Origin of the sequence: Azohydromonas caseinilytica, from assembly GCF_012927045.1 — a bacterium.
Taxonomy (GTDB): domain Bacteria; phylum Pseudomonadota; class Gammaproteobacteria; order Burkholderiales; family Burkholderiaceae_C; genus Azohydromonas; species Azohydromonas caseinilytica.
Genome location: NZ_JABBFW010000012.1, coordinates 139378 through 153216 on the forward strand (window position 1 = coordinate 139378; position 13839 = coordinate 153216).

Here is a 13839-nt window from a genome sequence, read left to right on the forward strand (position 1 = left end):
TGCGCAGGCCAGGCAGCCTCTGTCGAGTGGGCGTCAGTCCGCCGGATTCACCGGCCGAAACAGCTCGCGTGTGTCAAGCAGGATGACGCGCCCGGTCAGCCGCTTGACCTCGTCCACCATGTGCGAGGTGCCGCCCGGACCATCGCCGCGGGCGCCGTTCCACAGGGCGATGAAGTTCACCTTCTGCACGCCCAGCGCCAGCGCGCTGTACAGCAGCCAGAGATTGCAGCGCTCGAACGGGTCGACGCTTTCGGGGGCCGGGCCAAGCTCGACCGGCATCACGCGCAGCGTGGTGCCGTCGTTGCCGAGCGCGGCGTAGAAGCGGTCACGCCAGCGTGCGCCGTCGACCACGGGCAGCACCGAGCGCTCGACGAACTCGGGCTCGGCAAACGGCAGCAGCACCTGGCAGCGCACGCCGCGCCGCTGACAGGCTTCGAGGAACAGCAGGTCGCCCCCTGCCGCCGCCTGGCACAGTGCGAGGTCCCGACCGTCGGCACCGAGCGCGTCAAGCGCTTCGCCGATCGCCTTCGCCGCCAGTGGCTCGGCGGCGGCCGGAAAGCGCGGCTTCCCGCGCGTCGGACTGTCGATCATGTGGCCGCTGAACAGCAGCACCTGCCGCGGCTGCCAGGCGTCCTCGGGCCGCTGCAGGCGCTGCAACTTGCGATCGAACACCGCCAGCCCGGCGGCCACCGCGTCGGGCCGCAAGCCGAGCTCGGACAGCAGCAGCAGTTGATCGCGTGACGAGCACAGCTCGAACCAGGTAACGCCGGGCACCGCGACCGCCTCCCGGTAGGCGTGCTGCACCGCCTGCGGCGTGCCGCCCAGCACTTCGAGGTCGCCCAGCGTCACCGCCGCCCAATAGCGCTGCTCTGGATCGGTTTCGTTCTCGGCCGCGAAGCGCACCGCGCACGCCATCGTTTCGCGCGCGTGCTCGCTGCTGCCGCTGTCCACGCCGAGGTGCGCCGCCAAGTGCATCAGCGTGACGGCGTTGATGCCGGAGAAGTAGTGGCCGGGGTTCGAGCGGTAGGCGCGCTCGTAGCTGCGGATCGCGGCGCGCAGCAGCGCGTCCTCGTCGGCGGCGTCGGCACGCTTGGTCGCGGCGGCGCTGCCCTCGCGCCGCCACGCGGCGACCCAGGCGTCCTTGTCAACGCGGCCGAGCAGCGCCCACGTCTCGACGTCGCGCGGATGGTCACGCAGCACTGCCTCGTAGTGCTGCCGCGCACGCGCCAGCGAATGGCCGGGTGCGCCTTTCATGCCCAGGCGCTGCAGGCAGATGCCGGTTTCGTGCAGCCCCTTCAGGTGGCCGGGCTCGATCGCCAGTCCCTTCGCCAGGTAATCCAGCGCGAGCAGGAACTGCCCACACTGGCGCAGCGCGGCGCCGGCACGGACCCAGGCTTCGGCGCGGAACGCGGCCACCGGTCCCTCGTCGGCCAGCACCAGCAGGTCGCCAATGCGGCTGCTCTCGCGCGCCAGCTGCAGCCGGCCCTCCCAGCGGTCATGGGCTTCCCAGATGGCGCGCACGGGGCCGACGCGCCGCAACGTCTTCCAGTCCGGCTCGCGCAGGTTCGGCAGGTGGTGGTAGACGGGACTGATGCGGCGCTCATGCCAGGACGCCATCGTCGCCTTGATCATGGCGGCCAGCGCGTCGATGTCCTGCTGCAGCGTTGCCGGGTCAGGCCCGTCGCCGGCGAGGCCGTAGCGCAGCTTGCGGTCGGTGTAGAGGTCGAACGCGCTCGGCGCCTTGCCGCCGAACAACAGCACGACGCCGCGCGAGCGCAGCGCGTGGCGCACGCCGACCTCGTACCAGACGTTGGGGTTGGCGATGGACAGGTCGGCGACGACGAGGTCGGCGATCAGCAACTCCTGGAACATGTCGGTCACGATGCTGCCGGCGGCCAGCTCCTGGTCGGCGCGGAAGGCGTCGAGCCCGGCGGCCTCGATCGCCGGCGCGATCAGCTCGTCGTAGACCCGGTTGTAGTCCACCTCGTGACCGTCGGGCCCGGGCTTGCGGCCGAACGGCATGGCGACGAAGGCGTGAGGGCGCGTGGCCATGGATTCCCCTTGTGCTCAGTGCAGGTCGAAGGCGGCGTCGAAGTGCGCCGCTTTCACGAGCTTGGTGCCGGCCATGCGGCCGATACGGTCCAGCTCGGGGATATTGGCCGGCTGGTCCATCGCTTCCAGCGCTTTCAGCGCCTTCGCCCCGACCGATTCCCCCAGGTGCTTCTCGAACCAGGCCTCGGTCAGGTGGACGTTGTAGCGCATGTAGCTGCACAGCGGCGTACCGCCCAGCGGCGACGCGATGGTGCCGAGCTCGCGATCGATCTCGCGCGCCGTCGGGCTTTTCGACAGCCACTGCATCACGGTTTCCACCAGGTCGGCGCAGTCCTCCATCAGCGCCTTGAGCGACAGCACGGCGTGGATCGCGGCCGTGCCTTCAACGACGTTGCGGTGGCCGACTTCGGCGTCCGCCTTGCCGGTGCCGACCGAGACAACGAGCAGGCGCTTCTCTCCGGTCTCCCAGCCGAAGCTGTAACCCGGGATCGTCGCCGTCATCAGCGCCTGGAGGGCCGGGTTGTTGTGCGGACTGACGCCGCCGTCGACGAAGTCGCCGCTCACCGCCTTCACCTCGCCGTCGCCGCGGCCGATGCCGATCGACTCGGGATCGAAGAAGTAGGGCGCGGCGGTGCTCGCGCGCACCACCTGCCACAGCGGGTACTCGCGGTTGGCGATCGTCGTGGCTTTCGAGCCGCGGTCGAAATAGCGCGAGCCCGGATGATTGGTCAGCGGCCAGGTGCTGCCGGTATCCAGCCGCTTGGTGACGATCAGCAGCCCGGTGCGCAGGTCAGGGCTGTCCAGCCGGCGGTCGCCGAACACGCCAACCAGGGCCTCGCTCACCTTGTCGGCCGGAAACTTCGCGCGCAGCGCCCCCCAGCGCAGCAGGCTGCGCTTGAACACGACCTGGCCCAGCCGCATGTAGTGGCCGTGCACCTCGTCGACGCTCATGCCCAGCGCCAGCGCGGCGGCGATGATGGCACCCGTCGAGGTGCCGGCAATGAGGTCGAAGTAGTCGCTGAGCCGGAACGCCGGGTCGCCGCCATGGCGCGCGCGCAGATGCGACTCCATCTCGCGCAGCATGCCCAGCGTCAGTACGCCGCGCAGGCCGCCGCCGTCCAGCGCCAGGATGCGCTTCGGGCCCGCGTCCGGGTCCAGGTGCTGTTGCAAGGTGCGGCTCATGGGCATGGCGGCGTCTCGGGTGATGTGGGAAACGGATGATTCTGCCGAGCCGCACCGAGCGCAAGCCGTGGCCAGGACGGCCGCAGCCTGCGCGAGCGCCGCAGCGCGCACGGCTTGATCCCGACGGAGCAGGTCCCGCAGCTCCCGCCGCTGGTGGGCGCCTTGCGCAACCTGTTGATGCGGCAATGAGGCCCATCCCCGGCACCGCACCGGCGGCTGCCCGGCCAAGGGCCCGCACCGGTGCTCTGCGGATGCCCGCTCACTGCAGCTGTCCCGGCCGGAACCCGGCGCGGCCATCGCGTGGCGCGCGCTACGCTGCCGGCATGAGTGCCATGCCTTTTCTGCCTCTGCGTCTGCAACCCGGCGTGGACCTGCGCCGCGCGCTGGAAGCCGCGCTGGCCAACCAGCCCTGCGAGGCCGGCTTCGTCGTCAGCGGCATCGGCAGCCTGGGCCAGGCCAGGCTGCGCCTGGCTGGGGCCACCGACGTGCTGGAGCTGGACGGCGCGCTGGAGATCCTGACCCTGGCGGGCAGCGTGGCCGTGAACGGGTCGCACCTGCACGCGAGCCTGGCGGATGCCCAGGGGCGCGTGCTGGGCGGGCACCTGGGCTACGGCTGCCGCGTGCGCACCACGGCCGAGGTGCTGCTGGCGCTGCTGCCGGATTGGCATTTCAGCCGGGAGCCGGATGCCGCCACCGGCCATGACGAGCTCACGCTGCACCGCTGCCAGGCACCAGCGGGCTGACCAGGACCCCGGGACCGCGCGGCAGTTCCGCCACCATCGGTTCCTTGCCGCGCACCACGGGGCAAACCCGGCTCACCGCCGGAGCCGGCTTTCCCGGGCCAGCAGCGCGGCGCCCGGCATCAGGGGCATCAGCACGAAGGGCGCAGTTGGCCACGGCTCGCAGGCCCCGTGCTCAGCCCAGCACCGGGCAATTGCGTGCGTTGCGCCGCAGGACCGAGCTCAGCACGCGCCGGGACCGCATGGTGGTGGAGCGGGCCGTTACCTCTCACGGACCCAAGGCCACCGGCGCGGCGGGCCCTGTGGACGGTAGCGGATGCACTCTGACAAAACTCCAAGACGCAGCGGGATATGCGGGTTTCATGTTGCAGTGCACAATGACTGCCTCCCAGCTACCAATTCAAGAGCGACCCATGCATACCCTTCGGGCCATGGCATTGATCGAGCGGGCTGTTGAGCTGTCCGAGTCGGGGTTTCCGGGAGACGCCCTGGCCGAAGCCTGCAGCCGGGCCTCGCGGGAGGAGCGGCAAGCCGTGCTGTGCATCGTGCGCTCGCGCCTGGTGCAGTCGGGCCAGCCCGCAACGCCCGACGAGGTCATGGCCGCGTTGCGCGAGATGGTACGGGGCGCGCCGTCACCGGTGCTTTGACCCTCTCACACCCGAAGCCGACGCGCGCAGCCGCCGAGGCGTCAGCCTGACGCCCCTTGCGTCGATGTCCTTGGGGCGGCGCGGCCGGACCGCGCAGGGGTAAGGTCCTACTCCCGCGCGTGCTCTGCGTTCCCGCTCCGGCACGCCGGCCGCGACACTGGTTGCGCCAAGGAGTGCTGATGTCCCCCGAAGAATCCGGCTGGATCCGACCGGAACCCAAACCTACCCGCGAGTCCCTGCAAGCCCGCATCAACGAGTTGCGTGAGGAGCTGGCCGGCCTGGAACGGCAGCTCGAGGAGATGGAAGCCGATACCCGGCTGGAGGCGCTGGTGAGGATCAGGAACCTCATGCGGGCTTTCGAGTTGACGCCCGCCGACCTGGGGCTGGTGGCCCCGCCCCGGCGGCGCGGTCGGCCGCCCAAGGTGCGCTCTTGAAAGGCCACAGCGGCGTGGCGGAGCCGCCTGTACACCGTGCCGCCTTCATGGGTCCAGACTGCACACGGCAAACCCACCCTCCGGCGGAAGGATGACCCGGTACAGCCGGTCGAAGCCTTACCGTGGGTGCGGGCGCTCCAGCCGCTTCAGGGTGCCGAACAGTCCCGCGGGAGGTACCGGGTGCGGCCGGCGCCGGTTGCGCTCGAAAGCTCCAGCGGGGTCCGGCTCAAAGAAGAAGCCGATCACCTGGAAACCGGCCGCGCGTGACGGCTGGATGTAGCGGGCACGCTCGGCCGCAGTGGGATTGGTCTTGTCGACCACGAAGCGCTGCCGGGTTTCCAGGCACAGCGCCAGCAGCCGCCGCTCACGATGGTGGGTGCGCAGCAGGTCCAGGCTGATGCGCACATGCGTGTCGAAGAAACGTTCGCGGTAGAAAGTGCTCTTGCCAGAGCCCTGGATGCCGATGAACAGAACCGCTTCCATGGCGCGCCCGGGCCTGCCGTCTGGTGAGTGAGGACAGCCGGAGCGCGCACGCGGCATGCCAAGATGCCTTCATGGATATTGCACGTCACCGTCCCGTTCCGCGTCGGACGCTCCTGTCTCTCGTCCCCGCCGCCCTCGTGGCCAGCACCCTGGCCGCGTGCGGCAAGAGCGAGAGTGAGCCCCCGGCCAGCGCCACTGGCGCCCCAGCCGACCCCATGGCGCTCGCGGCCAGCGCGCGCGGCTTCTCGGTGGGGCAGCTGATGTCGGCCCACACCGTCTATGTCTTCTTCGACGCCACCTGCCCGCACTGCGCTCGCCTGTGGGTGGACACCCAGCCGCTGCATGGCCGGCTGAAGCTGACCTGGATTCCGGTCGGGCTGCTGCGCAACGGCGCGGAGCATGGGGCCGTGATCCTGGCCGCCAGCGATCCGGTGGCGGCCATGACGGCCAACGAGGCGGCCGTCAGCGCGGGCCGCACCGGCGGGCCTGCGTCGGCGCCTCCGGCCGACGCGCTGGCCCAGGTCAAGGCCAACACGGAAATCTTCGAGAAGCTCGGCGTGCGCAGCGTCCCGACCATCGTCTACAAGAACGCCGCCACCGGTGCCGCCGGGATCGAGGCCGGTTACCTGCCGCCGGACAAGATCGCCGCGCTGGTGGGGATCTGACGACGTCCTGAGCGCTCGCCACCCGGGGCACGCGCTCCCGCGGCGGCGGCATGGCGCTCAGCGCAGCTGCTCCCAGAGCTTGCGCATTTACCTTGGTCATGCGGTGCGACTGCGCGTGCACGTACTGCGAGGTGGTGGTGAAGCTGGCGTGGCCCAGGCTTCCCCACCACATGCGGCACCCAGCCGCCGTCGCCCTGCTGGGACGGCGGAATTCACTCCAGGTGGTCGCGCCGCGCCGACGCCAGCTCCGGGTCCGCAGCCCGGTGGTGACCAGGAAGCGCAGCGCAAGCGCGGTGCGGCGGTGGCGCCCGCCGGGTTCCAGCGCGCGCAGATCCTCCAGCACCGCCTGCAGCGCCGGCGTGGGCGGGGTGCGCGCCAGCACGCGGCTGCGCTGGGTGCGGTCCCGCCTCGGGCCGGCGCCTTGAGGGGCCCGGCAAAAGGCCGCCACAGCGGCGCGAAACGACGCATGCCTTGGAGCCGACCCACTGTGCCGTCCGGCCCGTTGCAGGCGGTGGCGCACCGCGGGCAGATCGGCGCTGGTTTCACCGCTGGCCCACCCCTGTTGCTGGCGGCTGGTGCAACAGTCAGGGTGCTTGGCTTTTACTCATCATTCCAGTAAAGTGGAATTATGGAAGAGAGAGAAGTTGTCCGGTCGCTTGCCGCCCTGGCCCAGCCTGCGCGGCTGCAGGCGTTCCGTGCTCTGGTGGTGGCCGGCGAGCAGGGCCTGACCCCCGGCGCCATGGCCGAGGCGCTGGGCCTGCCGGCATCCACGCTGTCGTTCCACCTCAAGGAGCTGGCCAACGCGGGCCTGGTCACGCAGGAGCGCGAGAGCCGCAACCTCATCTACCGCGCCGCGTTCGGGCAGATGAACGCGCTGATGGCTTACCTCACCGAGAACTGCTGCCAGGGCTTGGCCTGCCTGCCCGCGGCCAAGCCCTGTGCCGACTGCTGACCTGTCCTTCGAAGGAGACCCGCGATGAAGCGCTTCCACGTTCACCTGCACGTCGATGACCTGGCCAAGAGCATCGCCTTCTACTCCAAGCTTTTCGCCGCCGAGCCCGCGCGCGTGGAGAGCGACTACGCCAAGTGGATGCTCGACGACCCGGCGGTGAACTTCGCCATCTCCACGCGCGGCAGGGAGCCGGGCATCGACCACTTGGGCATCCAGACCGACGACCCGGCGGAGCTGGCCGCCATGAAGGAGCGCGCGCAGGCCGCCGACATGGCGTTGCTCGATGAGGGTGCGACGACCTGCTGCTACGCGCGCAGCGAGAAGCACTGGATCACGGACCCGCAGGGCATCGCCTGGGAGCACTTCCACACGCTGGGCAACATCCCGGTATTCCGGGAGAGTGAGGACACCGCTGCAGCAGTCTGCTGCACGCCGGCGCAGACGCCCGCCGCCGAGCCGGAGCCCGCCGCGTGCTGCACGCCGCGTGGCAAGCCGCTGGGCATCCCGGTGAAGGCCTCGACTTCCTGCTGCTGAAGGTGCTGGCCATGAGCGACAAGGCCTGCAACGTCCTGTTCATCTGCACCGGCAACCTGCGCGGTGCTCGATCATGGCCGAGGGCCTGATGAACCACCTGGGCGGCGGCCACTTCAAGGCCTACCCGGCCGGCGGCCATCCCGTCAGCGAGGTGTGCCCGCTGTGGCCGGGCCAGCCGATGACGGCGCACTGGGGCGTGGCCGACCCGCTGCCGACGAAGTCACGCCCGTGCAGCAGCAGCACGCCGACATGGAGGCCGCGCTGGTGCTCAAGCGCCGCCGCATCGAGCTGATGCTGGCCCTGCCGCTGCAGACGCTGGCGAGCATGTCGCTGCAGCGCGAGATCGAGCGTATCGGCAAGACCGGCGCCGCCTGACCCTCCAGCCCCGCCACGTTCCTGGCGGGGTCTCTTCCTTCACTGACTCCACGCACCCGGGAAGCGCCGGGCCTGCAGCCATGACCACTCACGTCCTGATCCTCTGTACCCACAACTCCGCGCGCAGCGTGCTCAGCGAAGGGATGCTCAACCACCTCGCGGCCCGGCTGGGCAAGGACGTGCGTGCCCATAGTGCGGGCAGCGCGCCCAGCGGGCGCATCAACCCGTTCGCCCTGGAGGCGCTGCACAACGCCGGCGTGGACACCAGCGCCTGTCGCAGCAAAAGCTGGGACGAGTTCTCGACCGACGGCGCGCCGCCGCTGTCCATCGTCATCACGGTGTGCGACAGCGCCGCGGCAGAGACGTGTCCGGTGTTCTTCGGCGGCAACGGGCAGCCGGTGAAGGTGCACTGGGGCTACCCCGACCCGTCCAACGCGGAAGGCGGCGACGAGGGCAAGCGCCGCGCGTTCGAGCTCACGCGCCAGGCCATCGGCTACCGGATGCTGCAGCTGCTCGCGCTGCCGCTGGAAACCATGGACCGTGCAGCGCTGTCGGCCGCGCTCACCGAGATCGGCCGCAGCTGAAAGCGCGCGAGGCAAACCCATGAACACCACGCTGACCACCCGCGCTGCCGCGCCGGCACCCATGAGCGTCTTCGAGCGCTGGCTCACCGTCTGGGTCTTCCTGTGCATCGTCGCCGGCATCGCGCTGGGCCAGATGCTGCCGGGCCCGGTCCAGGCCATCGGCCGCATGGAGGTGGCCCAGGTGAACCTGCCGGTGGGGCTGCTGATCTGGGTGATGATCATCCCGATGCTGCTGAAGGTGGACTTCCGAGCCCTGCACCAGGTGCGCAGCCACTGGAAGGGCATCGGCGTCACGCTGTTCGTGAACTGGGCCGTCAAGCCCTTCTCGATGGCATTGCTGGCCTGGGTCTTCATACGCCACGTCTTCGCGCCGTACCTGCCTGCGGAACAGCTCGACAGCTACGTGGCCGGCCTGATCCTGCTGGCTGCCGCACCGTGCACAGCCATGGTGTTCGTCTGGAGCCGGCTGACCAACGGGCACCCGCTGTTCACGCTGTCGCAGGTGGCGCTCAACGACACCATCATGGTGTTCGCCTTCGCGCCCATCGTGGCGCTGCTGCTGGGCCTCTCCGCCATCACCGTGCCCTGGGACACGCTCATCACGTCGGTGGTGCTCTACATCGTGATCCCGGTGATCGTGTCGCAGCTCTGGCGCCGCACGCTGCTGGCGAAAGGCAGGGCCGCGTTCGACGCCACGCTGGCGAGAATCGGCCCGTGGTCGATCGCGGCGCTGCTGGCCACGCTTGTGCTGCTATTCGCCTTCCAGGGCGAGGCGCTTCTGAAGCAGCCGCTGGTGATCGCCATGCTGGCCGTGCCGATCCTGATCCAGGTCTTCTTCAACTCCGCGCTGGCCTATTGGCTCAACCGAAAACTTGGCGAGTCGCACAGCGTGGCATGCCCTTCGGCGCTGATCGGCGCGAGCAACTTCTTCGAGTTGGCGGTGGCCGCGGCCATCAGCCTGTTCGGCTTCGAGTCGGGCGCGGCGCTGGCCACCGTGGTGGGCGTGCTCATCGAGGTGCCGGTGATGCTGCTGGTGGTGCGGATCGTCAACCAGAGCAAGGGCTGGTACGAGGCCGGCGTGAGCAGAACCTAAGGTTATTGAACTTTCCGTGCATTTTGGTGCGCTTCGCACGAAGAACATCAATGGAGTCGATAGGTTAGTCGGCCAGCATGGATCGCGACTGCCGAGCACTGCCAAGCGCTTGCCGGGTAACCGGAAATCGGCAGCAAGCGCACCGAAATGCACGGACTCGCATCTCGCCTCATTCGCCTTGGTTGATTTATTCATCCTCTCTTGAATTCCGAGTGGGTTGACTTGCCGGCTCTTGGACTGGCGGCCATGGCCGATGAGGCATGCCGACGCCTTCGCCATAACGATCAGAACCTTTGAGATGCACGACCGGTTGTTCGAAGCTGCTTCCACGTCGTCTGGCACGCCAACGCCGCGGTGGACAAGATGCGGCGCATCGAGCAGCGCAGCGATAAGTCCCTCAAGAGCAGGCGCTGGTCGCTGCTCAAGGACCGCGACAGCCTCAAGCCCGAGGCCGTCGCTGAGCTCGACGCCCTGATCGCCCGTATGGCGAGCGTGCGCACCGGGCGGGCCTGGGTCTACAAGGAGCAGTTGCGCGAAATCCTGGAGCGCAAGCAGTTCAACGTCGTTCGCGCCATGCTGCTGCACTGGTGCCGTTGCGTAATGCGCTCCAAGGTTGATCCCATGAAGGCCGTGGCGACCCTCGTGCGCCGCCACCTTGAAGGCATCGTGGCCTGGGCGCAGACGCGCCAGACTAACGGCTTCCCGGAGGCCCTCAACGGCTTGTTCCAGGCCGCCAAGCGCCGCGCTCGAGGCTTCACCCGCATGGCCACCATCAAGACCGTGAGCTTCCTGATCGCCGGCAAGCTGGACTTCAGCGCGGTCAACCCTCATGCCCGGCAACCCACTTGAATTTCAATAGAGCCCCAAGAATCATCACCACGATGAATCGCTTTCCCATGACACCTCCGATAGGGCGCTACGACGACACACCAGCCTGGCACGCCGCTGTGATTGCCTGAACCGGCTCGCGCACGCGGCCTGCCTCTCGCGTGCCAGCCATCAACTGCTTCACATTCCCGCGTAGTTCGGCCCACCACCGCCTTCCGGCGAGACCCAGGTGATGTTCTGCGTCGGGTCCTTGATGTCGCAGGTTTTGCAATGCAGGCAGTTCTGCGCGTTGATCTGCAGGTGCGTCTGCCCTGCGGGGCCTGCAACGTATTCGTACACGCCTGCGGGGCAGAAACGCGCCTCAGGCCCCTCGAAGACCGTCAGGTTGACGTCCACGACCTTGCTCCGGTCACGCAGCTGCAGATGAGGAGGCTGGTTCTCCTCATGGTTGGTGTTGCTGATGAACACGGAGGAGAGCCGGTCGAAGGTCAGCACGCCATCCGGCTTCGGATAGTCGATGCGCGGGAAAGCAGAGGCCGGGCGCAGGTTGAGGTGGTCGGGCAGCTTGCGGTTGAGCGTCCACGGCGCCTTCTTCACGCCCAGGCGCGGCAGCAGCCACTGCTCGATGCCGGTCATCAGCGTGGCCGTGCCACGGCCTTTCTTGAACCACTGCTTGAAGTTCTTGGCCTGCAGCAACTCCTCATGCAGCCAGCTCTTTTCGAAGGCTTCCGGGTAGGCTGAGAGTACGTCGCCGCTGCGCCCGGCGCCCAGCGCCTCGAAGGCACTTTCAGCGCACAGCATCCCGCTCTTGATGGCGGCATGGCTGCCCTTGATGCGGCTGGCGTTCAGATAGCCCGCGTCGCAGCCCACCAGCGCGCCGCCCGGGAACACCGTCTTGGGCAGCGACAGCAGCCCGCCGGCGGTGATGGCGCGCGCGCCATAAGAGATGCGCTTGCCGCCTTCGAGGTGCTTGCGCACGGCCGGGTGCGTCTTGAAGCGCTGGAACTCCTCGAAGGGGCTCAGCCAGGGGTTCTGGTAGTCCAGGCCCACCACGAAGCCGATGGCAATCTTGTTGTCCGCCGCGTGGTAGATGAAGGAGCCGCCGTAGGTGCTGGCATCCAGCGGCCAGCCGGCGGTGTGCACCACCAGGCCCGGCTTGTGGTTCGCCGCCGGCACTTCCCACAGCTCCTTGAGGCCCAGCCCATAGCTCTGCGGGTCCTTGCCCTCATCCAGCCGGAAGCGCTCGATGAGCTGCTTGCCCAGGTGGCCGCGCGAGCCCTCGGCAAAGATCGTGTACTTGGCGCACAGCTCCATGCCGAGCTGGAAGTTTTCCGTCGGCTCGCCGTCCTTGCCGATGCCCATGTTCCCGGTCGCCACGCCGCGCACCGAGCCGTCCTCGGCGTAGAGCACCTCCGCCGCGGCGAAGCCGGGGAAGATCTCCACGCCCAGCTCTTCGGCTTGCCCAGCGAGCCAGCGCACCACCTCGCCCAGGCTGACGATGTAGTTGCCGTGGTTCTTGAAGCAGTCGGGCAGCAGGGCGTGCGGGGTGGCCTTCGCGCCGGTCTCGGAGAGGAACAGGAACTCGTCCTCGGTCACGGGCTGCCTGAGCGGCGCGCCCAAGGCCTGCCAGTCGGGGAAGAGCTCGTTGAGCGCGATGGGGTCCATGATGGCCCCGGAGAGGATGTGGGCGCCGGGTTCGGAGCCCTTTTCCAGCACCACCACCGAGATCTCCGAGCCCGCGGCGGCGGCGAGCTGCTTGAGCCGGATGGCGGTGGCCAGCCCCGCGGGGCCGGCGCCGACGATCACCACGTCGTAGTCCATGGACTCGCGCGAGCCGTATTGCGCAATCAAGTTGTGCTGCATATCAAGGTCGAGATGAACGAATCGAACGTCAGGCAACGGCCTTGACCATCTCCTCGACCACCTTCTTGGCGTCGCCGAAGACCATCATGGTCTTGTCCATGTAGAACAGCTCGTTGTCCAGCCCGGCATAACCGGCGGCCATGCTGCGCTTGTTCACGATCACGGTCTTGGCCTTGTAGGCCTCCAGGATCGGCATGCCGTAGATGGGGCTGCCCTTCTGGAGCGCGGCCGGGTTCACCACGTCGTTGGCCCCGAGGATGATGGCCACGTCGGCCTGGCCGAACTCGCCGTTGATGTCCTCCATCTCGAAGACCTGGTCGTAAGGGACTTCGGCTTCGGCCAGCAGCACGTTCATGTGCCCGGGCATCCGGCCCGCCACCGGGTGGATGGCGTACTTCACCGTGATGCCCTTGTGCGTGAGCTTTTCCGCCAGCTCCTTGACCGCGTGCTGCGCGCGCGCCACCGCCAGGCCGTAGCCCGGGACGATGACGACCGTCTCCGCGTTGGAGAGGATGAAGGCCGCGTCGTCGGCGCTGCCGCTCTTGACGCTGCGCTGCTCCTGCGTGCCCTGTGCGGCACTGGCGGCGTCCCCGCCGAAGCCGCCCAGGATCACGTTGAAGAAGGAGCGGTTCATAGCCTTGCACATGATGTAGCTCAGGATCGCCCCAGAGCTGCCCACCAGCGAGCCGGCGATGATCAGCATCGAGTTGTTGAGGCTGAAGCCGATGCCCGCGGCGGCCCAGCCCGAGTAGCTGTTGAGCATGCTCACCACCACCGGCATGTCCGCGCCGCCGATGGGGATGATGATGAGCACGCCCAGCACGAACGAGAGCGCCAGCATCACGAAGAACGCGCTCCAGCTGCCGGTGAACATGAACACCAGCCCCAGCGCGAGGGTGGACAAACCCAGCACCAGGTTGAGCAGGTGCTGCCCCGCGAACACCACCGGCGCGCCCTTGAACAGGCGGAACTTGTACTTGCCCGAGAGCTTGCCAAAGGCGATGACGGAGCCGGAGAAGGTGATGGCGCCGATGGCGGCCCCGAGGAACAGCTCCAGCCGGTTGCCGGTGGGGATCTCGGCGCCCTTGGGCGTGATGCCGAAAGCCCAGGGCTCGGCCACCGCGGCGATGGCGATGAACACCGCAGCCAGGCCGATCATCGAGTGCATGAAGGCCACCAGCTCGGGCATCTTGGTCATCTGCACGCGCCGGGCCATCACGGTGCCGGCCGTGCCCCCGGCCAGCAGCCCAATGAGCACCCACACCAGGCCGGAAGGACCCGCGCTGCCCAGGTCCTCGGCCAGCTTGAGGATCAGCGCCGCGGTGGTGACCACCGCGATGCCCATGCCCGTCATGCCGAAGACATTGCCGCGGATCGACGTGGTGGGGTGGCTCAGGCCCTTGAGGG

General features: G+C 68.6%; 14 protein-coding genes and 1 pseudogene. 10 read left to right on the top strand and 5 right to left on the bottom strand.

Annotated features, from left to right (window positions below):
• Positions 1–33: 33 nt before the first annotated feature.
• Both HHL10_RS17515 and HHL10_RS17520 read right to left on the bottom strand, forming a co-directional pair.
• The gene (locus HHL10_RS17515) at positions 34–2052 is read right to left on the bottom strand and encodes a TRAFs-binding domain-containing protein (protein WP_205833086.1); all 2019 of its coding nucleotides are present in this window, start codon (positions 2050–2052) and stop codon (positions 34–36) included.
• 15 nt (positions 2053–2067) lie between these two features.
• Positions 2068–3234 (bottom strand): patatin-like phospholipase family protein, encoded by a 1167-nt coding sequence (locus HHL10_RS17520; RefSeq protein ID WP_205833087.1) that lies wholly within the window; start codon positions 3232–3234, stop codon positions 2068–2070.
• A gap of 332 nt (positions 3235–3566) precedes the next feature.
• Between HHL10_RS17520 and HHL10_RS17525 the strand changes: the two genes are divergently transcribed.
• The 3 genes from HHL10_RS17525 (at position 3567) to HHL10_RS17535 (ending at position 5055) form a co-directional block, all read left to right on the top strand.
• Positions 3567–3977: a PPC domain-containing DNA-binding protein gene (locus tag HHL10_RS17525; RefSeq protein WP_169161679.1), complete on the top strand. Its 411-nt coding sequence runs from the start codon at positions 3567–3569 to the stop codon at positions 3975–3977.
• Positions 3978–4387: 410 nt separating this feature from the next.
• On the top strand, positions 4388–4621 hold the full coding sequence (locus tag HHL10_RS17530; RefSeq protein WP_169161680.1) for a hypothetical protein: 234 nt from the start codon (positions 4388–4390) through the stop codon (positions 4619–4621).
• 179 nt (positions 4622–4800) lie between these two features.
• Positions 4801–5055 (top strand): H-NS family nucleoid-associated regulatory protein, encoded by a 255-nt coding sequence (locus tag HHL10_RS17535; protein ID WP_169161681.1) that lies wholly within the window; start codon positions 4801–4803, stop codon positions 5053–5055.
• A 117-nt stretch (positions 5056–5172) separates the two neighbouring features.
• On the opposite strand, the gene HHL10_RS17540 is transcribed toward HHL10_RS17535, so the two are convergent.
• Positions 5173–5538, bottom strand: a complete 366-nt coding sequence (locus tag HHL10_RS17540; RefSeq protein ID WP_169161682.1) for an AAA family ATPase — start codon at positions 5536–5538, stop codon at positions 5173–5175.
• Between the two features lie 215 nt (positions 5539–5753).
• Between HHL10_RS17540 and HHL10_RS17545 the strand changes: the two genes are divergently transcribed.
• From HHL10_RS17545 to HHL10_RS17575, 7 genes and pseudogenes are all read left to right on the top strand, one after another.
• Complete coding sequence (locus HHL10_RS17545; protein WP_169161683.1) at positions 5754–6203, top strand: thioredoxin fold domain-containing protein; 450 nt, start codon at positions 5754–5756, stop codon at positions 6201–6203.
• A 628-nt stretch (positions 6204–6831) separates the two neighbouring features.
• The gene (locus HHL10_RS17550; RefSeq protein ID WP_169161684.1) at positions 6832–7155 is read left to right on the top strand and encodes an ArsR/SmtB family transcription factor; all 324 of its coding nucleotides are present in this window, start codon (positions 6832–6834) and stop codon (positions 7153–7155) included.
• Positions 7156–7179: 24 nt separating this feature from the next.
• Entirely contained in the window at positions 7180–7689 is a 510-nt protein-coding gene (locus tag HHL10_RS17555; RefSeq protein WP_169161685.1) for an ArsI/CadI family heavy metal resistance metalloenzyme, read from the top strand.
• A 228-nt stretch (positions 7690–7917) separates the two neighbouring features.
• Positions 7918–8064: a hypothetical protein gene (locus HHL10_RS31380; protein WP_375138959.1), complete on the top strand. Its 147-nt coding sequence runs from the start codon at positions 7918–7920 to the stop codon at positions 8062–8064.
• Between the two features lie 80 nt (positions 8065–8144).
• Complete coding sequence (locus tag HHL10_RS17565) at positions 8145–8648, top strand: arsenate reductase ArsC (protein ID WP_169161686.1); 504 nt, start codon at positions 8145–8147, stop codon at positions 8646–8648.
• Positions 8649–8667: 19 nt separating this feature from the next.
• Positions 8668–9741, top strand: coding sequence for an ACR3 family arsenite efflux transporter (gene arsB, locus HHL10_RS17570; protein ID WP_169161687.1), 1074 nt, complete (start codon positions 8668–8670; stop codon positions 9739–9741).
• Between the two features lie 297 nt (positions 9742–10038).
• Positions 10039–10590, top strand: a pseudogene (locus tag HHL10_RS17575) (transposase); the annotation flags it as partial.
• A 159-nt stretch (positions 10591–10749) separates the two neighbouring features.
• Here the strand turns inward: HHL10_RS17575 and HHL10_RS17580 are convergent.
• On the bottom strand, positions 10750–12432 hold the full coding sequence (locus HHL10_RS17580) for an electron transfer flavoprotein-ubiquinone oxidoreductase (protein WP_169161688.1): 1683 nt from the start codon (positions 12430–12432) through the stop codon (positions 10750–10752).
• Between the two features lie 28 nt (positions 12433–12460).
• Positions 12461–13839, bottom strand: a 1379-nt coding sequence (locus HHL10_RS17585; protein ID WP_169161689.1) for an NAD(P)(+) transhydrogenase (Re/Si-specific) subunit beta, incomplete at its 5' end; no start/stop codon positions are given.